This is a genomic window from Methanolobus profundi, from assembly GCF_900114835.1.
GTDB lineage: Archaea > Halobacteriota > Methanosarcinia > Methanosarcinales > Methanosarcinaceae > Methanolobus > Methanolobus profundi.
Window position 1 is genome coordinate 112,400 of sequence record NZ_FOUJ01000002.1, and the last position, 23,754, is coordinate 136,153.

General features: G+C 43.0%; 25 protein-coding genes. 14 read left to right on the forward strand and 11 right to left on the reverse strand.

The window, feature by feature from the left end; translation table 11 throughout:
- The first annotated feature begins 8 nt into the window (after positions 1–8).
- From BM008_RS05675 to BM008_RS05690, 4 genes are all read left to right on the forward strand, one after another.
- Positions 9–1,037, forward strand: coding sequence for an AAA family ATPase (locus BM008_RS05675; protein ID WP_091934579.1), 1,029 nt, complete (start codon positions 9–11; stop codon positions 1,035–1,037).
- 57 nt (positions 1,038–1,094) lie between these two features.
- Entirely contained in the window at positions 1,095–2,744 is a 1,650-nt protein-coding gene (locus tag BM008_RS05680; protein ID WP_091934581.1) for a tRNA uridine(34) 5-carboxymethylaminomethyl modification radical SAM/GNAT enzyme Elp3, read from the forward strand.
- An 83-nt stretch (positions 2,745–2,827) separates the two neighbouring features.
- Positions 2,828–3,211: a helix-turn-helix domain-containing protein gene (locus BM008_RS05685; RefSeq protein ID WP_177187986.1), complete on the forward strand. Its 384-nt coding sequence runs from the start codon at positions 2,828–2,830 to the stop codon at positions 3,209–3,211.
- A gap of 79 nt (positions 3,212–3,290) precedes the next feature.
- Complete coding sequence (locus BM008_RS05690) at positions 3,291–4,037, forward strand: MinD/ParA family ATP-binding protein (RefSeq protein ID WP_091934583.1); 747 nt, start codon at positions 3,291–3,293, stop codon at positions 4,035–4,037.
- A gap of 16 nt (positions 4,038–4,053) precedes the next feature.
- Here the strand turns inward: BM008_RS05690 and BM008_RS05695 are convergent, their stop codons facing one another.
- Positions 4,054–4,767: a hypothetical protein gene (locus BM008_RS05695; RefSeq protein WP_091934585.1), complete on the reverse strand. Its 714-nt coding sequence runs from the start codon at positions 4,765–4,767 to the stop codon at positions 4,054–4,056.
- A gap of 652 nt (positions 4,768–5,419) precedes the next feature.
- On the opposite strand from BM008_RS05695, the gene BM008_RS05700 reads away from it, so the two are divergent.
- The gene (locus tag BM008_RS05700) at positions 5,420–5,818 is read left to right on the forward strand and encodes a DUF1699 family protein (RefSeq protein WP_091934588.1); all 399 of its coding nucleotides are present in this window, start codon (positions 5,420–5,422) and stop codon (positions 5,816–5,818) included.
- Between the two features lie 87 nt (positions 5,819–5,905).
- Here the strand turns inward: BM008_RS05700 and BM008_RS05705 are convergent, their stop codons facing one another.
- Together BM008_RS05705 and BM008_RS05710 are read right to left on the reverse strand one after the other, a co-directional pair.
- Complete coding sequence (locus BM008_RS05705; RefSeq protein ID WP_091934591.1) at positions 5,906–6,325, reverse strand: secondary thiamine-phosphate synthase enzyme YjbQ; 420 nt, start codon at positions 6,323–6,325, stop codon at positions 5,906–5,908.
- Positions 6,326–6,339: 14 nt separating this feature from the next.
- A complete protein-coding gene (locus BM008_RS05710) occupies positions 6,340–6,525 on the reverse strand; it encodes a hypothetical protein (RefSeq protein ID WP_245747917.1) in 186 nt (61 codons plus the stop codon).
- A gap of 110 nt (positions 6,526–6,635) precedes the next feature.
- Between BM008_RS05710 and BM008_RS05715 the strand changes: the two genes are divergently transcribed.
- The gene (locus tag BM008_RS05715) at positions 6,636–7,133 is read left to right on the forward strand and encodes a hypothetical protein (protein WP_091934594.1); all 498 of its coding nucleotides are present in this window, start codon (positions 6,636–6,638) and stop codon (positions 7,131–7,133) included.
- An 11-nt stretch (positions 7,134–7,144) separates the two neighbouring features.
- Entirely contained in the window at positions 7,145–8,527 is a 1,383-nt protein-coding gene (locus tag BM008_RS05720; protein ID WP_091934598.1) for a RecJ family nuclease, read from the forward strand.
- 6 nt (positions 8,528–8,533) lie between these two features.
- Here the strand turns inward: BM008_RS05720 and BM008_RS05725 are convergent, their stop codons facing one another.
- The 4 genes from BM008_RS05725 to BM008_RS05740 all read right to left on the reverse strand — a co-directional run bounded on the left by BM008_RS05725 (position 8,534) and on the right by BM008_RS05740 (position 12,753).
- Positions 8,534–9,289 carry a DUF128 domain-containing protein gene (locus BM008_RS05725; protein ID WP_091934601.1) on the reverse strand — a complete coding sequence of 252 codons (756 nt, stop codon included), beginning with the start codon at positions 9,287–9,289 and terminating at the stop codon, positions 8,534–8,536.
- 82 nt (positions 9,290–9,371) lie between these two features.
- Complete coding sequence (locus tag BM008_RS05730; protein WP_091934604.1) at positions 9,372–10,103, reverse strand: glucose-6-phosphate isomerase family protein; 732 nt, start codon at positions 10,101–10,103, stop codon at positions 9,372–9,374.
- Between the two features lie 96 nt (positions 10,104–10,199).
- Entirely contained in the window at positions 10,200–12,023 is a 1,824-nt protein-coding gene (uvrC, locus tag BM008_RS05735) for an excinuclease ABC subunit UvrC (RefSeq protein ID WP_245747919.1), read from the reverse strand.
- Positions 11,998–12,753, reverse strand: a complete 756-nt coding sequence (locus BM008_RS05740) for a ribonuclease H-like domain-containing protein (RefSeq protein ID WP_091934610.1) — start codon at positions 12,751–12,753, stop codon at positions 11,998–12,000. The genes uvrC and BM008_RS05740 overlap by 26 nt, the downstream gene beginning before the upstream one ends.
- Positions 12,754–12,914: 161 nt before the next feature.
- On the opposite strand from BM008_RS05740, the gene mdh reads away from it, so the two are divergent.
- The 7 genes from mdh to BM008_RS05775 all read left to right on the forward strand — a co-directional run bounded on the left by mdh (position 12,915) and on the right by BM008_RS05775 (position 20,116).
- Positions 12,915–13,838 carry a malate dehydrogenase gene (gene mdh / locus BM008_RS05745; RefSeq protein WP_091935588.1) on the forward strand — a complete coding sequence of 308 codons (924 nt, stop codon included), beginning with the start codon at positions 12,915–12,917 and terminating at the stop codon, positions 13,836–13,838.
- A 90-nt stretch (positions 13,839–13,928) separates the two neighbouring features.
- On the forward strand, positions 13,929–14,198 hold the full coding sequence (locus BM008_RS05750; protein ID WP_091934613.1) for a PRC-barrel domain-containing protein: 270 nt from the start codon (positions 13,929–13,931) through the stop codon (positions 14,196–14,198).
- Positions 14,199–14,201: 3 nt separating this feature from the next.
- Entirely contained in the window at positions 14,202–14,951 is a 750-nt protein-coding gene (locus tag BM008_RS05755; RefSeq protein ID WP_091934616.1) for a tRNA(His) guanylyltransferase Thg1 family protein, read from the forward strand.
- A gap of 68 nt (positions 14,952–15,019) precedes the next feature.
- Complete coding sequence (locus BM008_RS05760) at positions 15,020–16,393, forward strand: serpin family protein (RefSeq protein WP_245747921.1); 1,374 nt, start codon at positions 15,020–15,022, stop codon at positions 16,391–16,393.
- Between the two features lie 171 nt (positions 16,394–16,564).
- Positions 16,565–17,515 carry a tyrosine--tRNA ligase gene (locus BM008_RS05765; RefSeq protein ID WP_091934622.1) on the forward strand — a complete coding sequence of 317 codons (951 nt, stop codon included), beginning with the start codon at positions 16,565–16,567 and terminating at the stop codon, positions 17,513–17,515.
- Positions 17,516–17,595: 80 nt separating this feature from the next.
- Complete coding sequence (locus BM008_RS05770; RefSeq protein ID WP_091935590.1) at positions 17,596–18,726, forward strand: hypothetical protein; 1,131 nt, start codon at positions 17,596–17,598, stop codon at positions 18,724–18,726.
- A gap of 106 nt (positions 18,727–18,832) precedes the next feature.
- On the forward strand, positions 18,833–20,116 hold the full coding sequence (locus tag BM008_RS05775) for a methanogenesis marker 16 metalloprotein (RefSeq protein ID WP_245747923.1): 1,284 nt from the start codon (positions 18,833–18,835) through the stop codon (positions 20,114–20,116).
- A gap of 218 nt (positions 20,117–20,334) precedes the next feature.
- Here the strand turns inward: BM008_RS05775 and BM008_RS14730 are convergent, their stop codons facing one another.
- From BM008_RS14730 to BM008_RS05795, 4 genes are all read right to left on the reverse strand, one after another.
- The gene (locus BM008_RS14730) at positions 20,335–20,985 is read right to left on the reverse strand and encodes a hypothetical protein (protein WP_143072292.1); all 651 of its coding nucleotides are present in this window, start codon (positions 20,983–20,985) and stop codon (positions 20,335–20,337) included.
- Positions 20,986–21,287: 302 nt separating this feature from the next.
- A complete protein-coding gene (comE, locus tag BM008_RS05785; RefSeq protein ID WP_091934628.1) occupies positions 21,288–21,842 on the reverse strand; it encodes a sulfopyruvate decarboxylase subunit beta in 555 nt (184 codons plus the stop codon).
- Positions 21,842–22,366: a sulfopyruvate decarboxylase subunit alpha gene (gene comD / locus BM008_RS05790; protein ID WP_091934630.1), complete on the reverse strand. Its 525-nt coding sequence runs from the start codon at positions 22,364–22,366 to the stop codon at positions 21,842–21,844. Before comD ends, comE begins: the two co-directional genes overlap by 1 nt.
- Before the next feature lie 2 nt (positions 22,367–22,368).
- Complete coding sequence (locus BM008_RS05795) at positions 22,369–23,619, reverse strand: cysteate synthase (protein WP_091934632.1); 1,251 nt, start codon at positions 23,617–23,619, stop codon at positions 22,369–22,371.
- Between the last annotated feature and the right edge of the window lie 135 nt (positions 23,620–23,754).

Here is a 23,754-nt window from a genome sequence, read left to right on the forward strand (position 1 = left end):
GTGATAGATTGAAGGACCTGTGGACTGTAAAATACCGCCCGAACACATTTGATGAGATCATTGGCAATGAGCAATCACTGGACATGATCATCAGACTGGCAAGGTCCAACAACCTTCCACACCTTGTCTTCCACGGACCGGAGAACTCAGGCAAGTCAAGCACAGCCTTTGCACTTGCCTTTGATCTATATGGAGATGACTATGAGCGCAACCTTGCATACTTCAATGCATCGGATTTCTTCGAACAGGGAAAGAGCTACCTTGTACGTGACAAGAGATTCCTGCGCATACTTGGGACCGATGACCCTAAGAAGATATCAAGCAGTGTGATCAACGTCTTCAAGGAAGTTATCAATGAATATGCGAGCATGGCACCAATGGATGCTGATTTCAAGATCATATTCATAGATAATGCCGAATCTCTGAATTCAGATTCACAGCATGCACTCAGGAGGATAATGGAAAAATACACGACAACATGTCGTTTCATACTTTCCACCACCCAACCTTCAAAACTGATAACACCCCTGAGGTCCAGAGGTTTACAGCTTTTCTTTACCCATGTCTCAGATGCAAAGCTCGCAGAGTTCATTGCCAAGGTGATAGAGAATGAAGGGCTCACTGTAACATCTGATGGCATAGATGCACTTGTCTACCATGCAAGAGGTAACATTGCAAGAGCACTCAATACCCTTCAGATCGCATCGATACAGCCAGGAAGCGATAATATCGGCCCACAGCAGATATATGATGCCACACTGGGAGAAAGCTCAGAGAATGTGGCAATGCTCTTCGACTCTATCACGTCGAAGAATGTACTTGAGGCCAGAAAATACATTGATGCCCTGATCCTTGAAGAAGGATTGTCAGGACAGGAGATACTTCTGCAGTTGCATAAGACCGTAATCGCATCAAATGAGCCTGATGATCTGATCGCCAGGTGGGTCACAAAGATAGCTGATACAGACCTTTACCTGACAGAAAGTGCAAATGACAGAATACAACTTGAAGCCCTTGTTGCAGGATTCTGCCAGTAAGGCATATCCTGTTGCATATTTTATTTTTGATCCATATTTACATTATACTGATCTTTCATGAACGATAATAACACAACTGACTTCCAGATAGCATGCCGGGAAATAATGGACATGGTACTGGAAGGCAAAATAACAGATGAGAAGCAATTGAATGTGGCAAAGAAGAAAGTTGCCAAGAACTTTCGGCTTTCTACCCTTCCAAAGAATGCTGACATCATAATATCAGGCAATGATCAGGAACAGGAAAAGGTCAGAGCCATACTTCAGCGTAAACCAGTACGCACCATATCCGGAGTTGCAGTGATAGCTGCAATGACATCACCTGCACCATGCCCCCATGGCATATGTGTCCCATGTCCAGGTGGACCGGATTCAGAGTTCCACTCCCCACAGAGCTACATGGGAAGGGAACCTTCCACCATGCGGGCCATACAGTTCGAATATGACCCTTACAGAATAGTTACGAACCGCCTTACCCAGTTGAAGCAGATAGGACACGAAGTGAAGAAGGCAGAGCTCATAATCATGGGAGGAACATTCTCTGCAAGGTCCATTGACTACCAGGAATGGTACACTAAACGCTGTCTTGAAGCCATGAACGATTTCTATGGCGATTCATGGAGACAAAAAGCAAACCCCATAGGAAAGACCATCCCATACTATACTATCGAGGACGTGCAGAAAGCAAATGAGACCTCAGAGGTCAGAAATACCGGCATCACCTTTGAGACACGTCCTGACTGGACAAAGAAGGCACATATAGACAAGATGCTTGAGCTTGGAGCCACCAAGGTAGAGATAGGGGTTCAGAGCACCTACGACTTCGTTCTTGAGAGAATGAGACGTGGACACAGCGTTGCCGACAGTGTTGAAGCGAACCGGATCCTCAGGGATAGTGCACTGAAAGTTGGGTTCCACATGATGCCAGGTCTTCCCGGAGCCGATGTAGAGACAGATATCAGGAACTTCAAGAGACTTTTTGAGGATCCCAGGTTCAGACCTGATTACCTGAAGATATATCCTACCCTTGTAACAGAAGGGACCGAACTTCACAAGATGTGGGAACAGGGCAAATACGAAGCTATGACAGATGATGAAGCAACTTTGCTTCTTTCAGAGATCAAGTCATTCATTCCAAAATGGGTCAGGTTACAGCGTATACAAAGAGATATACCATCACCACAGATACTCGCAGGAGTTCGTAAAAGCAATATCAGACAACTTGCACATGACCATCTGGAACAACATGGTGGCAGGTGTCGTTGTATAAGGTGCCGCGAAGTAGGGCACAATATATTAAAAGGGAATGAACCAGATATTGAGAATATAGAACTTACAACTGAAACGTATGAATGCTGTGGAGGAAAGGAGCATTTCATCGCTTTTGAAGATGTAGAAAAAGACATACTGATAGGATTCCTCAGGCTCCGGTTCCCTAATGAACCGCATAGAGAAGAGCTTCAGAATACTGCCCTTGTAAGAGAGCTCCATATATTCGGATCCACCGTAGCTGTTGGAAAGAGTGCAGGAAAAGATGACTGGCAACATAAGGGATATGGCAGAGAACTTATATCCCATGCTGAAGAGTTATCTCTGGGTTCTGGATACGGGAAAGTTGCTATAATAAGCGGAATTGGTGTACGCCAATATTACCGGAAGTCAGGTTATGAGCTTGAAAAGGCCTACATGACAAAGATCTTGTCATGAGACTGGTCTAGAAAGTTTTATAAGTCATGGTGGCGGAAGGTAATAATAAATACAATATATAATTAGAAAGATCACCGATTACAATGATCGAGACAGGAGACAGGATAGTGGACTCAGAGCTGCTTGAACAAATAGTCAACAACTTAAAAGAGATCAATTCCAAACTTGACAGGCTTGTCGTCCAGGTAGAGGCCAGAGATGAGCAGGTAAGTGAAAAGGACAGGATGGTGGCAGATTCCCTAGACGTGATCACATTATTATCACTCCCAGATCACCTGAGGACCACAGCAACAACACTGTTCGAAATAGGACCGGCTACTGCCGATGAGATAGCCAGTGTTACGAACAAGGAACGAGCTGTGGAAAGCAACTACCTGAACCAACTCGTAAGGATGAATCACGTAAGGAAATACAGAGAAGGAAGGAAGGTATACTTCCGCATTAATGAGAGCTTAAAGAAAAAATAAAATAGCACACTATAAATGCTTCTTCTGTATATAGTGATCATTTGAGAATACGCAATAAAAAATAACCGATGATAGAACTATGACACATACACTAGCTATCCACTCCTCAAAAGGTGGAACAGGAAAAACCAGCATTGCTGTGAATCTGGCTGTTGCATTTGCAGCAGAAGGAAAGGACACATGCCTTATAGACCTGGACCTTAGAGGGCCATCACTTTGTACGATGTTCAGGCCAAAAAGCCGTTTCTGGATCAATGATTTCTTATCAGGCAAATGCAGCCTGAAGGATACACTGACCGATGTAGGAGGAGAACTTGGAACCAATGGTCAGCTTTATCTTAGTTTCTCGAACCCCGATATCGCAGAGATCAGGGACCTTGTGAGCAAGGACAGGAACTGGCAGGCAGGAGCACTCAAAGCACTGATGAACGGCAAGAAGGAACTGGCAGAGAAGGATCTGGATGTGATCATATTCGACACCAGCCCCGGAGTTGAGTACGAATCCATAAATGCTGTTGCTGCATCAGATATAGTTGTCATAGTCCACAATGATACACATGCCTGCACCAACTGTACAGAACAACTTATAAATGGTGTTTACAGCCTGCTTGACAAGAAATGCGCGATCGTTGATAACATGCATCATGGAAACTGTCTTGATGTTATAGAGAAGAGCAGGTACGGGGCACCCGTTCTTGCGACAATTCCATGTATGTGCGAGATAGCTACAAGAGGAAAGGATGAGATACTTGTCCACACAGAACCTGAACACCTGTTCTCAAAGAGCATAATGGCGATCAGAGATAAAATTGAAGCTATGCAATGAGAATTGTCTGCTTCAATTACTTATTTTCATTCATTATTTTCAGGACATCCTCATGGAGGTATGTGTCCAGTTCCTTTGACCTTTTTTCCTCTATATCCTGTTCTATCGTATCAGATGAGATCAGTATGTCCTTGAAGATGACAACAAGTACGTATACAAGGAATGCAGGGAAGAATGCCAGTATGGTCCTTTCGATCGGATAGACGAAGACCACAGAACTGTACATATCGGCCGGAAGATCATATAGGAGATAATATGTGATGCTGCCCGCCATATGATCGGACAGGACGCCCATTAAAGAAGCGATAAATAATGATGCGAAAATGTATATCTTGGAAGTGACGGTCTTCACAAGGATCGATCTCTCAAAGTAGATGAATATACCTAATACCAGCAAATGGTACCATGGATAGGAATAAGCTTCCCTGCCAACATCCAGCATATACCATAGTACAATAAGTGAAATAAATATAGTCTTAGCTGCCTTGTGCTCCCTGTTGACAACCAGACCGGCAACTATCGAGCTAAGTGCAATGAACAATGGAGATGCCAGTGAGAACGCGTTCATTGACATATATTTTCCACTTGTTATCTCATACAGGAAAAAACCTGTTGCGGATACGATAGAGCCCCAGAATGGACCGAAGAGCATACCATTCAACGCACCGAACGAGACTATAGAGCTTATACGAGTAGATTCGATACCTGCCACATTCATGAAATCCGGCATATATATTGAAAAATACGTCAAAACTATACCAAATATAATGTAAACTACTTTTACATCATTTTTTACTCTTAGTTTTGGCAATAGTTTTGGAAACACGTCCCTTAGATTGGAGACATGTTTATATAAAGCTTTACATTTAGAGAGACTCAAGTCTACTAAAATTGGCATCCATCGGTTTATTTTTTAAATCCATCTAAAAAATAGTAGGAAACATTGTATATACATAATAAGTATCTTACCTGACCAGGTCTTATGTGTATGACATCTAAGCAATACAGATAACATTGAATGTCTACATTAGAACGAAATATTTTTGCGGGCATCCCAGCATAAATTTAATAAATGGAGAAATATAGAATTTTTATTTTTATTTTTGCCATAAAAAAATGTATAGACAACTATAAAAATAAGAGAAGCGTACAGAATAAATAAAATTATAATCGCCCATAGCATACTGTTTTCAATGCAAACCAAACTGTATTAATAAATTAAAGAATTATACCATTAAACTAATTTATATTATGAATATAATGTTATACCAGTTACCCTTAAATAAAAGTTTGTATATACACTAATTTTTAGAGAGAAAAAAATCTCACTTAATGATTACAAAAATTGAGTGAAAAACGAACAATATAAAGGAAGGTAAAACATGAAAATAAGAGTAGTAAGTTCAAAAGAAGAGATAAACACACTTGGCCCGAATGAAGAGATCATACACCTTGCATTCAGACCATCCAACACAGATATCTTTTCACTTATCATGAAGTGCCCTAATGTAAAAGCACTCCACATTCCAAGTTCCTACAAGAGAACTATCTCAAACTCTGCAAAGATGTACCTTGAGATGCAGGGCATCGAGCTTCTCGAAGGAGATGTATGGGGACACAGAAAGGACATCAATGAATACTCTGAGGTTTCACAGAGCGTCTACGACCGTATCGCACAGTACAAGCAGGAAGGAATGTCCGAAGAGGAAGTAGAGGACAAGATGATCAGAGAGACAAGGCTCAGCCCTGACTTTGTCAAGTTCCTCGTTAAACAATCATAAAACAATCAAAAACGACTCCTGGCCCAGGCCGGGATCTTTTCTATTATTTTCCTTTTAGCCATCACTTTATCTGGTGATGCCAGCCTGTTATTCCCCGTACATCTGGACAAGGACAACTCTTGAACGTGGGCGATTATCAAGATCAATAAGGATTATCTGTTGCCAGGTGCCTAGCAGGATAGACCCATCGGTCAACGGGAATGATCCGCTCTGTCCCAAAAAAGAAGCCCTTATATGAGAATGGCCATTGCCATCATGCCATCTTTCGTTATGGTAGTAAGTAATATTCTCAGGAGCAAGTCTTTCCAGCGCTGCTTTCATATCACGGATCAGGCCAGGTTCGAACTCGATGGTAGTTATCGCCGCAGTGGAACCCGGAACATATACAAGTAGAATGCCATCGCTCATTCCAGACAGGGCAACAAGCTCCCTTACCTGCGGAGTGATATCTATGATATCCGAATTCCCGGATGTATCTACCTTGAACTCTCCCCTGAAGACCACCATGGGCCGCTATAACCTCACTGCATTTCGTTAAGCTTCAGCCCAACTACTGAGATCACTATTATGAATACAGCAAGTGCACCGATGAAACCATACTCCTGTGAAAAGGAATCTTTAAGTTGATGTGCGACACCAAATAACAGGATAAGTAATACTACAGAACCTACTGAAGATACGATCTCTAAGTTTTTCTTATTCATCATTGCTAATTGAGCTAACAGGTACATCAATCTATCGAATATGAAGAGAAAACACAAAATGCAATATTTAATATAACCTCAGAATAATATATTTTCAAAAACGAGATCATGCTATGACAGAATTTGAAAGGGTACTTGTCCAGTCATTTAATGCATTATTCGAAGAGAAGAATTTCAAAGGGATCGCTTACCGTTTGAAACAGCACAGATTCACCCCGCAGTTCCTTGACGTACTTGTTGATTCACTGGACCCTGATTATTATATGGGCATCGAATGTAAGAGCATCTCTGTTGACAAAGGTGCAAAAGCACTGTATTTCACGCAGCATTTTACAACAGATAAGCACGGGGCACACCAGATAGAGAGAATATCAGATTTCCTGCTAAGGTCTGGCAGGACAGGATTCCTTGCAGTAGAACTGAGAATGGGAGTTGGAAGGTCAAGGGAAGCTTACATGATACCCTGGACAGAGCTGTACAGAAAGTACAACGAAGAAGGTACCCCAAAGATCACAGTGGATGAGATAAGGGAGTATCCACAGATAGAAAGAGAGAAGAACAAGTACCTAATCGATCCAAAGGGCTGGAAGAAACTCAGGTTGATAGAATAAGAGGAGGAGAAATGTCTGAAACCATGGCCATGATGGCAGAACGTGCAAAGGAATGTGCTGAAGAGATCAGAAAGTACGACGAGATACAGCTTGTATCCCATATAGATGCCGATGGTATCACGTCCGGGGCCATCATTGCAAAGGCACTGGAAAGAGCAGGTATCGGCTATAATATGATGTTCGTGAAACAGCTGGATGAGGCCATAGTGGAACAACTGGCAGACATGAACCCTGAACTTACCATCTTCACTGACCTTGGTAGCGGACAACTGGAACATATCAATAATTACGGATTACATGCGATAGTCTCGGACCATCACCGCCCACAAGGAGAGACAAAGCTCCATCTGAACCCTCATCTTTTTGGCGCCAACGGCTCATATGAGATAAGCGGATCAGGCACCACATTCATACTTGCTACACAACTTGGAGACAACCGTGACCTTTCAGACCTTGCGATCGTGGGCTGTGTTGGAGACATGCAGTATCGTAAGCATGGGCAGCTTGTCAGCCTTAACAGAATGATACTCGATGCCAACCCGGAGTACATTGTTGCTAAAAAGGACATATCCCTCTTCGGAAAGCAGACAAGACCTGTGTACAAGATGTTACAGTTCTCATCTGACCCATTCATCCCGGGACTTACAGGTAATGAAGATGCATGCATCGATTTCCTTGCAAGGATAGGACTTCAATTCTCTAATGATGAGAAATGGAGAAGATGGATCGATCTTACTGAAGAGGAAAAGATGAAGGTCACATCATCCCTTCTGCAACATTCCATGCAAAGCGGAATGTCATCATACAACATCGGAAGACTGGTAGCAGAAGGCTACATACTTCGATCAGAACAGGAAGGGACAGAGATGAGAGATGCAACAGAATATTCCACACTCCTCAACGCTACAGGCCGGTATATGAGAGCTGAGGTAGGGATGCAGGTATGCATGGGTGACCGCGGAGAAGCCTATAATGAAGCCCAGGACCTTTTGAACACTCATCGCAAGAACCTTGTAGATGGGCTGAACTTCGTCAAGGATAACGGTATCACTGAACTCTCGCATCTCCAGTATTTCGATGCAGGCAGTGTTATACCTGAGACCATTGTAGGTATTGTGGCAGGCATGAGCCACTCATCTGCAGGGAACCGTAAATTACCCATCGTAGCATTCGCTGACAAGGATGACGGCCACAAAGTATCCGCAAGAGGTACACAGGAACTTGTCAACAGAGGACTCAACCTTGCTGAAGCACTTAGCATCGTCTGCCAGGAGCTTGGAGGAGCTGGCGGAGGTCATGACATTGCAGCCGGAGCCACCGTACCGTTTGGTAAAAAAGAAGAATTTATCCAGAAACTCAATTCAACTATCGCTACACAATTAATGAGAAAATGAGCCACATCACACGATATCGTTGATGTGGGAAAGTTCGTTGATATCAATAAGTGTTGACATTGCATTGGTGCGTATCGGAATACCATGTTCCTGGACGATAGCCATTGGATTTGTACCGCCAATGACAACAATGCCAAGATGATCACGTTCAACCGGCACATCCAGTATTCTGGTATTTGGTTCGCCAACCTCAAGAATCCCATTTATTCCGGCATCGACCATATCAGAAAGAGTACTGTCTATTATATCCCTTGCAACCATAGGCGCCTCGCGCAGATTGGCAAGTATCTTTCCAGAGCCTGTTTTGAGCATACTCATCACGGATGTTAGCTCCTGTGACATCAATACCTCAAGAGGGTCTATGGTAGTACTCTGATAAGTGAGGACATTCGTAAAACGGACAGGTTCACCATCACGGATCTCAACGAGACCGCCAAATCTTGGTTTTACCATAACACCGGCCTTCAGGAGAAGACCATCGATAGTGATACTACAGACGGTCGCAAAGCCAACCTCATCCTTGCCGATCTTCCTTTCGCCAATAGAATCCCCTTCATGGAGGATCTTGAGCAGAGGACTGACAGAGAGTCCACTGTTAATGGCCATACTGAAGATCTTGAGAACATCATCATAGTCCTGCTTGTCTATGAGAGAAAGATTGACAATCACATCTCCCTCCATTGTCCGGGGGTTGAAGGTCGTCCTGAACATCAGGTCCTCTATTTTAGATGATGTGAACTGAATACGCTGATTCCTTTGCAAAGATATACCTCTGAACCGTTTTGTAACTGGTAGGAACTAGTAACTGCCAGACATTTATAGTTTCGCATAAATGCTCAAGAGCTCATGGAGCAGTAATCTTTCCGAACACCTCTGGATGGTCCTGCGGATTCACCAGAAAATCAAGCTTATCAATATCATTTACAATATCGTACATATCCTTTCCACAGAAAAGACCTGCTTCAGGATAGTCCATTGGCTTTACGAACCTGATCTCAGGAACTTCCGGATAATCAGAGTTCTTTACAAAGCCGGCGGTCAGAAGATAATATGCACCACCAAAGAGCTTCTTAATAGGCTCATAAAGTGAAGAGAAGTCACGACATACCCAGTTGGCCATCTTAAGTGTTGAATCTGACCTGTTTATCGTAATGTGCCCATATCCCGGAGGAACAAGTGCAATATCCCCTGCCTTTGCTTCGCAGACAATGACGTCGACCACCCTGTCACCTTCAGCTTTCTGCAAAAGATATACAGCCTCGCCCTCAAGTACCTGATATACCTCAGCGTATGAGACATCATGACCAGGAACCACTGGATGATAATGACCGGCAGTCTTGACATACTCGTCACCAAGCATTGCCGGAGGGATTATAGTGATATCGTACCGAAGACCATGCTCAACTATCTTTTGATGGTCGGACCCGTTCTTTGAAAGGTCACGATACATGTAATAAAGCTCAATATTTTCCTGTGAGCGCAGCCATGCCTGATCATGGACCACTTCGTCCATATCATGTAGCATCCTGATATCAGGAGTGTGGACATTCCCATAAAAATCCAATTCATTACCCATATGATCACACTTCACCATTTCACCAAAATCACGTATAGTAGGTAATATCCGCAACACAGTATTTATTTTTGCCGGAAAGTGATCAATAAGATCACTCTATTTACCCAGATGATCGAGTATCCTTTGCGCAAGTTGTCTGCTTATACCATCCAGACCCGATATCTCATCCACAGATGCAGAACGTATCTTATCTACCGAACCAAAACTCTCAAGCAGAAGGCGTTTTCTGTTAGGTCCGACACCAGGAATAGGATCAAGTTCAGAATGTGTCAGACTTGCAGATCTCCTGCGCCGGTGGGAACTTACCGCAAAACGATGAGCTTCATCGCGTATCTGCATCAGGAGTTTCAGTGCAGGTGAAGTATGCGGAAGAATTATCACTTCCTCAGGACCTTTTTTTGTTGTGATTATATGCTCGAACCTCTTGGCAAGACCTATCATAGGTATGTCAAGTCCCAGAGAATCAAGGGAGGACTTTGCAGCACCCACCTGACCCGGACCTCCGTCTATGAGGATAAGATCAGGCATTGGTTCATTGTTCTTAAGTAGCCTTGAATAGCGTCTGTGTACTGTCTCTGCCATCATGGCAAAATCATCTATTCCTTTTACAGTTCTGATATTATGCTGGCGATACTTGCTGTTTGCAGGTCTGCCATTCTCAAAATAAACCATTGATCCAACTGCATTGGTACCTGATATATTAGAGATATCAAAACCTTCTATGTGCAGAGGCAAAGCATCCAGCGATAATACCTTTTGCAGATCACCAAGTGCCTCCATTGCAGCCTCAGACCTCGCTGGCTTCAATTTTGCCATCCTGCGGGACATTTCGGCATTTCTTGCAGCCATCTCGATGAGCTTCTTCTTCTCACCCCTTAAAGGAACATGCACCTTCACATCCCTGCCGGAACGCTGACAAAGCCATCTGACGATAAGATCCTTTTCGGGAAGCTCATATTGGACCAGAACCTCAGGAGGAATGGGAGAATCCTGATAATATTGTTTCACGAACTGGGCCATTGACTCTTCGATACTTTCCGAAGCTTCAGCTCCGATCAGCGTGAGATCGGCCTTGCCCACCATACTCCCATGGCGCACATAGAAGATCTGGATGTATACAGCTTTCTCATCAGCAACCGCTGCGATCACATCACGGTCATCGGTCCCTGAACTCGCTATCTGATGTTCCGAGAGATATTTCACAGAATCGATCTGGTCCCTTACCTCGGCAGCAGCCTCGTACTCCTGAGCTTCTGCCAGTGACCTCATCTTTTTTTCAAGTAGCTTCAGGATGCCTGATGTATCACCTTTCAGGAACCTTATTGCTTCCATGACCCTTCTGCGATACTCTTCCTTGTCAATCCCAACCCTACAGGGAGCCATACAGCGCTTTATATGATAATTGAGACATGGCCTCGTCTTGCCGGGCTCGATCCGCTTCTTGCACTGACGGAGCATGTAGGCCCGCGATATCAGGTCAAGTGTTGTGCGGATAGCCTTTACGTTAGTATAAGGACCAAAATAGATTGCACCGTCCATGAGCCTTCTACGGGTAAGGAAGATACGTGGAAATGCGGAATTGACAGTGACCTTGACATAAGGATAGCGTTTGTCGTCCTTCAGACGTACATTATAACGAGGACGATATTTCTTGATGAGATTGGCCTCGAGCACAAGAGCATCGATCTCAGAATCAGTAACTATGTACTCAATATCATCGATATGATTTACGAGGGTCACCGTTCTTGGAGGCAGGTTCCTCTTGGACTGAAAATACTGGCGTACCCTCTTATCAAGGGATTTGGCCTTACCTACGTATATCACATCACCTGAATTGTCTTTCATCAGGTAGACGCCAGGAAGTGCAGGGAGTGTTTTCAGGTCGAACTTCATATCAGATACATTCTGAGAATTTGTCATCTATAAATCGGGAAAGTGTCAGGTCGATTATTGTCTTAAGGTTTACAATATCCTCACAGTTATACTTCAACAACAGGTCAAGTGCATCCTCATCCCCACGCTCATACTGATACCAGAGACGGACAGCATCGAATCCGCTTATTCCTACAGTTTCCTCGGCTCGTGAGATACCCAGTTCACATTCTATCTTCTTCAAACCACCTGTAAGACCGATACGGCGAAGAGGATACATCAGATCGGCATGAAGCTGGTTGAACTCAATTTCAGGATACTCACGTTTGATGAAAGGAAGATCGAACCTTGCTCCGTTAAAGGTCACAAGGAACTCATATTCTGGAAGTATATCCACTATATCATCCATATCAATGCCTTTCACAAAGGTCTTTGCCTCTTTCCCGTCATAGATACCTACAACAGTGATAGAGGAACTTGACGGAGAGAGACCCGTGGTCTCTATATCCACGTAAGCGACCTTATCAGAGAACTCCCTGAAGGCACGCCAGTGCTCTGCTTTAGGAAGGGAACTTGCAAAGAACTCAAAATCCCGGGACTCCAGTCTTTCTACCGATTCCCTGATACCTGTCATGATCATATCTTTCTTTGCGGGGGAGATAAGGAGCTCATCCCTTCTGGCCATGAACTCATCCCAGGTCCTTATCCCATTGGACCATATCCGTTTTTCCACGGTAGTACCGATCCGCGGCATGTGAATGTATGTACTTGTAAGCATTATATTCCTCTTTTTACTAGTATAATAGAGTGAGGAGGTTGATAACTATATTTACTACCTGCAAGTGCTAAATAAAAGAAAGTCCGATATATATATGTTGGATCTACTCCCTGCACCAACAACAAAGTACTTTTTATATGGACGAGATTCAGGAGATTGATATGAACAAAGTTGCAGTGATAGGATCAGGCAATGTAGGCGCTACCACAGTCCAGAGACTGGCAGAGCTTAATATTGCAGATATTGTGATGGTAGATATCGTCGAGGGTCTGCCACAGGGAAAAGCACTGGACATACTCCAGGCAGCTCCACTTATGGGATATGATGTTGACGTAAAAGGAACCAATGACTACGCAGATATCGCCGGATCTGATGTTGTTGTGATCACCGCAGGCATAGCACGCAAGCCCGGCATGAGCAGAGATGACCTGCTTGCAACGAATATCAAGATCACCCAGCAGATATGCGCAAGTATAGAACAGTATGCTCCTGACGCGATCATCATGACAGTAACGAACCCGCTGGACATAATCACATATGCCGCCCTGAGATGTACACAGTTCGACAGGAACAAAGTTTTCGGAATGAGCGGATTGCTTGATTCCAGCCGCTTCGCATCATTCATTGCAAAGGAACTGAACTGTTCTGTAAAAGATGTATGTGCAATGGTCCTTGGAGGACACGGTGATTCCATGGTCCCTCTTCCCGAATACTCCACAGTATCAGGAGTACCATTGAGCAAGCTCATGGATGAAGCAACTATCGAAAGGATAGTTAACAGGACCATCAATGCAGGTGCCGAGATAGTGGCATATATGAAGAGTGGAAGCGCCTTCTATGCACCTTCTGCCGCCATAGCAACCATGGTGGAATCCATACTCAATGACACCAAAAGAATAGTCCCTGCTTCTGCATTCCTTAATGGAGAATACGGACAGCATGACATATGTCTTGGAGTGCCTGTGAAGCTCGGAAAGAATGGAGTTGAAGAGATAATAGAGCTGGAACTGACCAAACAGGAGATGGAAGCCCTGCAAAGGTCCGCTGATGCGGTCAGAGAAGGGATCTCAAAGATACGCTCCTGAAAAAAGCTGAAATGGGGCATTTACTTCTGAAAAAACGGACTTACATACAAATATTCATATATAAGTAAAATAAAAGAGGGAAGGGATATCATGCGTGCAGACATAACTTCACTTTTCGGTTTGAACATTTATACTGATACAGGCACATACGTAGGGAAAGTTGCTGACCTTGTATTAGATGTGGACGAGAGAATTGTCAGAGGACTTGCTGTTTCTGACATTAACAGAGACCTTTTTGATGTAACTTCAAAAGGGATCATCATTCCTTACAGATGGGTCATCACTTCAGGTGATATCGTTCTCATCAGGAATGTAGTGAACAAGTTCAAGAAGGCAAATAAAGTAGTAGAAGAAGACTGATCTATGAAAAGGCGAGAGATCTATTCAGATCTGCGTTGCATACCGCCTGTGATCGTGCGCATTGATGGCAGGAACTTTAAGAATGCGCTGTCACGCATGGGATTTGAAAAACCCTATGATGAAAGGTTCACATCCGCAATTGTCAATTCAATTGAGCTGTTTTTCAGAAAAAGCGGATTGAGCCCTGTTCTTGCTTATACTTTTTCGGATGAGATCAGCTTCCTGTTCAGAGATAATGCTTTCGATGGCAGGATAGAGAAGATCGATTCCGTGATACCATCTTACATAAGCAGTGCTTTTACAACAGCCATTGCCCCGGAGGAGCCGGTTTCCTTTGATTCAAGGATAATACCATTGCATGAGGAGGACGTTCGCGAATACCTCATCTGGAGACAAGATGAGGCATGGCGTAATTGCATCAACTCATATGCATATTACACCCTCCTTTCCGAAGGCATGAATGAAAAAGAAGCTGCCAGAAACCTCAAGAATAAGAATGCTTCAGATATGCATGAACTGCTTTTTGAGAGAGGCATCAATATTTCAAAAGTGCCTGCATGGCAAAGACGTGGGATAATGATCCACCGGAAAGAGACCGAAATAGAAGGTTTTGATCCACACCTCAATGTCAGAACGACAAGCATCAGGACAAAAGTATTCTCTGACCGCGAGATCCCCCTTTTCAGTTCAGAAGAGGGAGAGGCTTTTCTTGAAAAACTCCTTGCCAAAAAGGCAGACGAGCAAAATAAGTAAATTGTTACTGATTTTACTTAGAAATAAAATTAAAAAGAGTTAAATAAGTATTACATTTACTATATTACATGAAATTTAGTAAATTAATTTTGATTTCTGTGATAAGTTTATTTGTATTACTCTGCGCGGGGTGTGTTGAGGACACAAATACAAATAATTCATCAAACACTAATTTTTCTATGGATCCAAATGTTTCATCTAATTCAACTGGTCTGACAAATATAGATCCTGTAGAAATTAACGGATCAGTAACTGATGAAAATACGATCGATATTAACTCTACAATAAATGCAGATTCAGTTGAAACCTATGATATTGCAACTGCAAACAATGCTTTTGCCTTTGATATGTATTCAATGGTCATAGTTGAAAATAAGCAAAACGTTTTCATTTCTCCATACAGCATTTTCACCGCAGTGGCAATGTGCTATGATGGTGCAGAGAACTCTACAAAAGAACAAATGGCAAATGTGTTCAATTTCCCACTTAATAAGACTGTCCTAGGAATGAGCTCAAAGGACGTGATCAGTGAGATAAATTCAGGAAGCGATGAATATGAACTGGAAACTGCAAATGCATTGTGGGTGCAGAAAGACTTTGATCTAAAGCAACAATACATTTCCAATTCTGTAAATTACTATTCTGGGAAAGTAGCAAAAGTAGATTTTAAGAACCAGCCTGAAAATTCGAGAGTTCTGATAAATGATTGGGTTGAAAGCAAGACAAATGATAAAATAAAAGATCTAATTTCTGATGGTGTGATCAAGCCTAAATACACCCGGTTAATTCTCACAAATGCAATTTACTTTAACGGAAAATGGATGGATGAGTTTGATAAAGAAAATACGCAGGATCAGGCTTTCTATCCATCAAAAGATGAAGAAATAAGTGCAGAAACCATGTATGCACAAAGATATCTTAACTATGGTGAAAACTCAAATGCAATGATCCTAGAACTTCCATATAAGGGAGATGCCCTTTGTATGTATCTTGTTCTTCCAAATGAGAATACAATTGAAGATTTTGAAACTTCTTTTTCACTAAATGATTACAATGAATTAAAATCAAATATGGATTCAAAGTATGAAGTAAGAACATGGCTTCCAAAATTCAAATTTGAAACTAAGACCAAACTATCAAAGTCACTTATAGAAATGGGGATGGTAGATGCTTTTGATGATAAAAATGCAACCTTTACCGGAATATCGGATGAGAGGTTAAAAATATCCGAAGTAGTTCATCAGGCTTTTGTTGATGTTCAAGAAGAAGGAACAGAGGCTGCAGCAGCAACGGCAGTAGTAATAGACGAATGTGAAAGTGTTGAAGAACCAGAACCCATAAGAGAATTCAAAGCAGACCATCCCTTCATGTTCTTCATAGAAGACAAGAGAACGGGATGCATTTTGTTTATGGGAAAGGTAGAAAGTCCTGAATATGAGTAAATGTCATTGACATTTACTTTTTTAGTATTACAATATCACTCTGAACTCCAGCCTCTCCCGACATAGAGGTCTTGACCGGAAAGTATCGCATTTCTCGGATAAAGCGCGAAATAAGAAAAAGCATTTAAAGAGAGATGTGTTTATACAAACCACGATCTACAAGGTGAACCTATGGATAAACTTGAGCTTATAAAAAGAAATGTACAGGAAATAGTGACTGAGGACGAACTTAAACAACTTCTGGAAACAAAGGAACATCCTACAGCCTATGTCGGATATGAGCCAAGTGGTAAGATCCATATGGGACACGTCCTTACGGTCAACAAGCTTCTTGACCTCCAGAATGCTGGTTTTAAGATCACCGTACTTCTTGCAGATGTCCACGCATACCTCAACAAGAAAGGAACACTTGAAGAGGTTCGTGAAGTTGCAGATTACAACAAGAGATGCTTCATTGCACTGGGACTTGATGAAGAGAACACGAATTTCGTATATGGTTCAGACTACCAGCTCGGACAGGAATACATCCTCAACGTCCTCAAGCTCACACGTACCACAACCCTGAACAGGGCAACAAGAAGTATGGACGAGGTCGGACGTAAGATGGAAGACCCATCAGTATCCCAGATGGTCTACCCTATCATGCAGGCAGTGGATATCGCAATGCTCGGTGTTGATGTGGCAGTTGGTGGTATCGACCAGAGGAAGATCCACATGCTTGGCAGAGAAGGTCTTCCAGGACTTGGTTTTAAGGCACCTCTTTGTATCCACACCCCGATCCTTCTGGGACTTGACGGCGAGAAGATGTCATCATCCAACAATAACTTCATTTCAGTAGATGACACTGAAGCTGATATCAAGAAGAAGATGAAGAAAGCTTTCTGCCCTGCAGGAGAGATCAATGATAACCCTGTGATGGAGCTTTTCAAGTACCACATCTGTCCAAGGTATGAGGAGATCGTCTTTGAAAGACCTGAGAAGTTCGGCGGTAACCTCGTATGTAAAAGCTATGGGGAGCTTGAGCAGGTATTCGCATCAGGCGAACTTCACCCAATGGACCTGAAGACCGGTGCTGCAAAATACATGAACATGATACTCGATGTTGTCAGAAGTGTGATATAAGCCACATATTTTCCCCATATAGGAATTTATATATTAGGTCCGAAAGAATATACAATTAAAAAATAACGATGGGGATCAGGATGAAATATACATTTCAGGACTCAACAGAATTACCTTTACAAAGAGACTTTATACAGGACCTTAATAACTTCATAGAGATGGCGAAGAAGGTCCTTCCACTCGAAAATTCTGCAATTGAACTCAGCGAGGAAGAGTCAGAAGAGATATCTTCCCTTGAGAAAAGGCTTCAGGAGATCGAAGCTTTTAATAAGGACGTACAGCAATATGTGGATGAGCGCTCAAAAGGCGCTGAGGACAAGGAGATACTCGAGTGTCGCAATTCGGTCATAGATGTCTGTAATGAGGTTTCGAACCGTGGTATCAAAGACCTGAATCTCAAACTGGAGCAGATCAAGCGCCAGTCAGAGAGTGGTATCTATAAGATAGAAATGGACCTGCTGAACAATCTTAACCCTCTTTTTGAGTCCGGCATCTATGGTTCCAACAAGGCATATTCTATTGCAATGAAGGACATGTCACTGAAAGGAGAGCTCAAAGCAGAATTCTCTGGCATGGAATACACATGTGACCTCACATATGCCCACGACATACTGACGATCAGAGAAGTATCCGGGAACCTTTCACTTCCAACATGGACAAAAAGCCTATTCTCCAAAGAGAACAAGCTCAAGATCATAGACGTTTCCGAATACACGATAACTTCCATGAACTTTGACGGGGACAGACACATAGATGTCAGTTTCGAGAACAAGAAGGGAGAACAGAAGTTCAAGGTAGTTTCCGATAATGATACGTACCAGATATATCACGGTGACCTTGACATCACTTCCGATGAGACCTTGCTCAAGTCCCTGAACGTGGACAGTATAGCAACACTTGTGGAAGACGTCAAGAAGTACATGGAGATGTTCATAAAGTCCCAGACTCTGACACACATCCTGCTTGACGGAAAGGATGCAGTGCGCAACAATGAGGTCTTCGACTGTCTGAAGCTTGTGGCCGAGCAATACGGCGATATCGTAAGGGAATCCCTTGAGAAAGGATATGTCAAGAATGAGATCACCATAAAGATCGAAGCATCAGACGGAACCCGTACTGAGAAATACATCACCAAGGAGGAAGCCTTTGACCAGCTCGCTGAACTTGGAAGCGAAGGACTGGAACTGGCAAGCATACTTGGCGTTGACTGAGAGCAGGAACATTAAAGCCTGTTCTTTTCTTTACTTTTTTTTCTTTTTATCATCACGCACCTGTTTGCGTTCATCTATCAATGAAAATCTGAAACGAGGGATATAAGTGGAAAGTTCTGTTAGCAAGATAAGGGAAAAACTGGATAAAAAGGAAGCTGTGGTCATGACAGCACAGGAAGTGTCCGAGCTTGTTGCAAAGGGAGAGGACATCAGTACAATGGATGTCGATGTTGTCACAACTGCAACAAGGGCGATCATGAGTGGAACATACGCCATACTTTCTTTTCCTGTGAACTCACCTGCTCACTTCAAACGAGCTTCAAAGGTACTTCTCAACGGCATCCCTGCACATGTGGGACCATGCCCTAATGAGAGACTGGGAATTCTTGACCTGATCGTTTTCGGAACGGCACACTCTACATATGAACACAACTACGGAGCAGGTCATCTTTTCAGGGAACTGGTAGAAGGAAAGAACATTGAAGTAGCTGTGGAAACAGATGAGAATGTGTCCTTCAAATGTGATGTCAGGCTTGAAGATATGCCCTATGCGAAGCTCTATGCAACCCGCCATACGTTCAAGAACTATGCAGCTTTTGTCAATTGTTCCTCAGAGCCAGTGGACACCATATTCCATGCAGCCAGCTTCGACCCGGATATGAAGGAAGCGACACTTTCCGGCTCAGGAGAGATAAACCCCATACAGAACGACCCGAACATGGAAACGATCGGTGTAGGCACACGCATGCTCATGAATGGTGCAGAAGGTTTTGTCATTGGTGATGGAACACGCAGCAGTCCCGGAAAACCAAACCTTGCAGGAGTTGCTGATATGCATGATATGGACCCTGCTCTGATGGGAGGGTTCAAGACATCTGCAGGCCCGGAGTGTATAGCATCCTGGGCAATTGCGATACCTGTCACCAGCCAGTCAATACTTGATGCCGTAATGGAGACGGACAAAGATATCCCAATGGTGGTCAATGACATTGATAAAAGAACCATGATCAGCAGTAGCACCTACGCAGATGCATGGAAAGGTACAGACCGTTCAGTTGGCTTCCATCCGAATTCATGTATCAATTGTGATACCTGCGAACCTACCAGGGATTGCCCAATGAATGCAATATATTACAAAAATGACAAAATGGTGCTTGACAGGTACCTGTGCTTCAATTGTGGTCTTTGTTCCACGATCTGTCCGGGCAATGTGTTCACTGCAGAACTTGGTAAGCTCCATTTCGAGATGGATGATAAGAAATACGACATCCCTATCGTTCTAAGGCAGACTGACCGCAAGCGATCAGAAGAACTTGCCGTAAAACTGAAAAAGAAGATAGAAGATGGAGAGTTCAAGCTCAACGAGATGGTTGAGAGGATATATCCATAATTAGTGCAATAATGAAAAGCATTTTTCAATAAGCACTGCTTCAGTCATCCTTAGAAGTATGGTGAAGGAACATACCGTCTGCGGGTGATTGTGGCATTATTCTTTGTTTGATCGAACCGTCACGGCGAAGCCGGCACATTCCAAAAAGATGAAAAAGAATCAATTCCCCTCAACTTTTTCTCTGCATACCGGCAATGATCCATAATACAAATATCAGGTCATCTATAGCTCTTCAAGCCTCTGACATACCCCTTTTCATTTATCATTGAGTATTCCTTTGAGATCAGTTTTTTGATCGTTTCGTTTTCTTCAGTGATCGGTTTTCCATTTGTGCCATAATATATCACATAATACTGGCTTTGATCCTGCATAAATGGCTCAATGATAACTGCAAAATATCCCGATGTTTCATTACTTTCATAGATACTGACATTAAGCTCGGTTGGACCATATATGGTGTTGTCATTACCTACATCTTTAAGCGTCTCAGTAATGTCTACTGTTCCATCTTGTAGCTTTCCGTGTTCTTCCAGATAATTGTATAACTCCTGCTCACCAGTTTTCAGATCATCATGATCATCAAAGTAATATACTGTCATCATGGTTCTTCTAGTATAGTTTACTGAACACGAATGTCTGGATATTGAAGGAAAATATGTTGATTGGTTAAGAACTGCTTTATTTACCAGATCAGGTGGCATGTACCAAGAGAGCATAACTTCTGGAGGAGTTGGGTCACTAGAAGCGTGTCTACAATAGACTTCAATGTATACATTAATTGTATCTGAGTGTATATATACAACTGTAAGTAAAGATAAAAGTAGTATGCACAGCACAATTATTGTTTTACCTTGTTTTGTCAATGACATGTTTCCTCTTTTGTAATAAAAAAAGGGAGAGATCTAAGGTCTCACCCAAGTTACTACAGCAAAATTCCAATTTTCAAAAGTTATATTTAGTTTGAATCCCACTCCACATTAGTACAATGCGATTGTACAAAATTATTTACCAATACATAAAATAATTATGGCCACAGATTAAACTGTACACAGATATTATAATTGAAAATACATAGAAATAACTATCTGTAGCTGGTGCCTACAAAAATAATCACTATTCTTACCAGCATACAGATGTTTTATTGACTTGAATTATACTGAGTTTAGAAAAGTTACAGAGCGGATATATCCATAAACCTCTTTATTATAGTCTCCGGGGACATGCCGATAACCGGAGCATCGGTGTTCCCCGGCTCTGCTTTTACAACTATTATTCCATTATCCACTGAGCTAAGGGTTTCCCTGAGAGTCTCGGAAGTGTCAACCTCATAGACCTCGTTGTTACCTGCACCTTTTGCAACCTCTGCAAGGTCAGTGTTCTTTGAAGTTGCTGTAGGCTGGTTACCTGTGGAACCATAGGCACGATTATCAACTATGACCAGCAGGTAGTTCTCTGGCTGGACGGAGGCTATTGTCGCAAGGGTTCCCATATTCATGAGAACGGAGCCATCGCCATCTATTGTTATGACCTTCTTATCAGGTCTTGAAAGTGCAAGACCAAGTCCTATTGATGAAGCAAGTCCCATGGAACCCAGCATGTAGAAATTATTTGGCATATCGCAGACATGATGCAGTTCCTTACATGGAATTCCGATATTGGCCACAAGTAATGCGTCCGTTGCCTTTGTCTTTGAAACTATCTCGTTGATAGCATCTATACGCTTCATTACTGCTTCCTCCAGAACTGTATAGGCAGAAGTACAGCTACAGGCATCTTCTTCTCAGATGCCAGCTCCCATGCCTTTGAGACCATATCTGCCGGATCAGTGTCCTTTTCAGGTATGAAATAAGGAATATCCATGGTGTCGAACAGCTTTGTTGTAAGCTCACCCATTGGCACCTGTGCCACTATAGGTTCACCCAGCACACCCCTGTGACTTATCACCATCAGAAGCGGGATCTTGTAGAGCATATTGAGCGATGCAAGTGCATTGATGGAATTACCCAGACCTGAGTTCTGCATGAGCATTGCAGGTCTTTTACCGCCCATGTAGGCACCGGCACACACTCCCACGCCTTCTTCCTCACGGGTCACAGGCAAATGAAGGATATCAGGGTCTTCCTCCACCATGTTAATGAGCTTGCCCAGATTTGCACATGGTACACTCACGATGAAGTCTATTTCTGCATCCTTTATTCCTTTGAATATGGATTCTGAAGGTGTCAGATCACCTGATAAAGAGGGAGACATGGTTATGCGCCTAATTTTTCCATTACAGCTGTTACTATCCTGTCCTCTGCATCCTCATCATCTGCAGAGACCGAAAGGAACACAGGCAGTAGTTTTAACTCATAGTCCTCAGCCAGACGTTTTTGACCGCCACCTGTAATGTTCAGGACGATACGGTCATCAGCTTTTACCTTACCTGCTTCCACAGCCTGCATAAGAGTTGCAACAGCAACTGCTGCTGCAGGGATGAGGTCTATACCTTCTGAGCTTTCAAAGAGTTCCTGTGCATCGGCTGCTTCCTGCTTGCTTACTGCATAGATGTCACCATCTGTTGCTTCAAGAGCATCCTTTACACCACCTTTTACAGCAAAAGGTGGTTTCCTGTTAAAGAGAACATCATCATAGATCCCATCAGGACATGCAGCATCGACTGCATCTGAACCTTTCCAGAGAGAATAAAGTGGAGCACATGGAAGGCTCTGTCCAAGATGTAGTTTTGGTACGGTGTTCCCGAAGCGACCGTCAGCGGCAAGTCTCATGGAAGCTTCCCATGCGGATATTCCACCAGTACCGCTCCCAACAGCCTGGAAATAGTGATCAGGGAGGTTGCCTGATGTCAATACCGCATCGAGCATCACTGTACCCATACCATCACGTCTGGCAACGTTCTTTGCGCCGCCCTCGTTAACAAAACCATCCCTTGCTGCTATCTTTCCTGCAAGGGTAATCGCATCAAAATAGTCACCTTTCACCGTTACAAGGCATACTGAACTGTTATCGTCATGTGTGGTCCATAATCTGTGAGCGCTTTCCTCCGGCACCACAAGAAGCAGAGGCTGACCTGTTATGCTGCATGCATGGGCAAATGCCCTGGCAGTGTTCCCTGCAGATGCGACCACCATTACTCTTTTTTCATCCTGCTCGCGGAGTCTCTGCATAGTTGGAAATGACTCAAGGTCCTTGAAGGTGCAGGTCATAAGATATGCATCTTTCTCCGGCCAGTAACCGTTAAAAGCGACCCACAGGTTAGTAAGACCAAGAGCTGAAGCAAGTTTCTCACTTTTGTAAGTAACAGTTCTTCCAGAACCTTCCTCGATAATATCTTCTACAGGAAGCCAGTTATAATACCTCCAGATACCTGGCATATCAGTGGGTTCCAATTGTTCTGATGAATAATAAGTACGGATCAGAGAATCATCACTCTGACTACAAGCTAATGAATAAGGATCCTGAACTTCGCCACATTGCAGGCATTTTACACTGTACTTGTCCATACTGCAAATGAGGAAAGAGCAATTATAAAAGTTACCCTCTTGCCAGAGGTTTTAGTCCAAATACGGATAAATAATACTGCAGTATTATACAAAACGGCCATAAATTCACGAGTTCATCATAAAAAATAAGAAGGA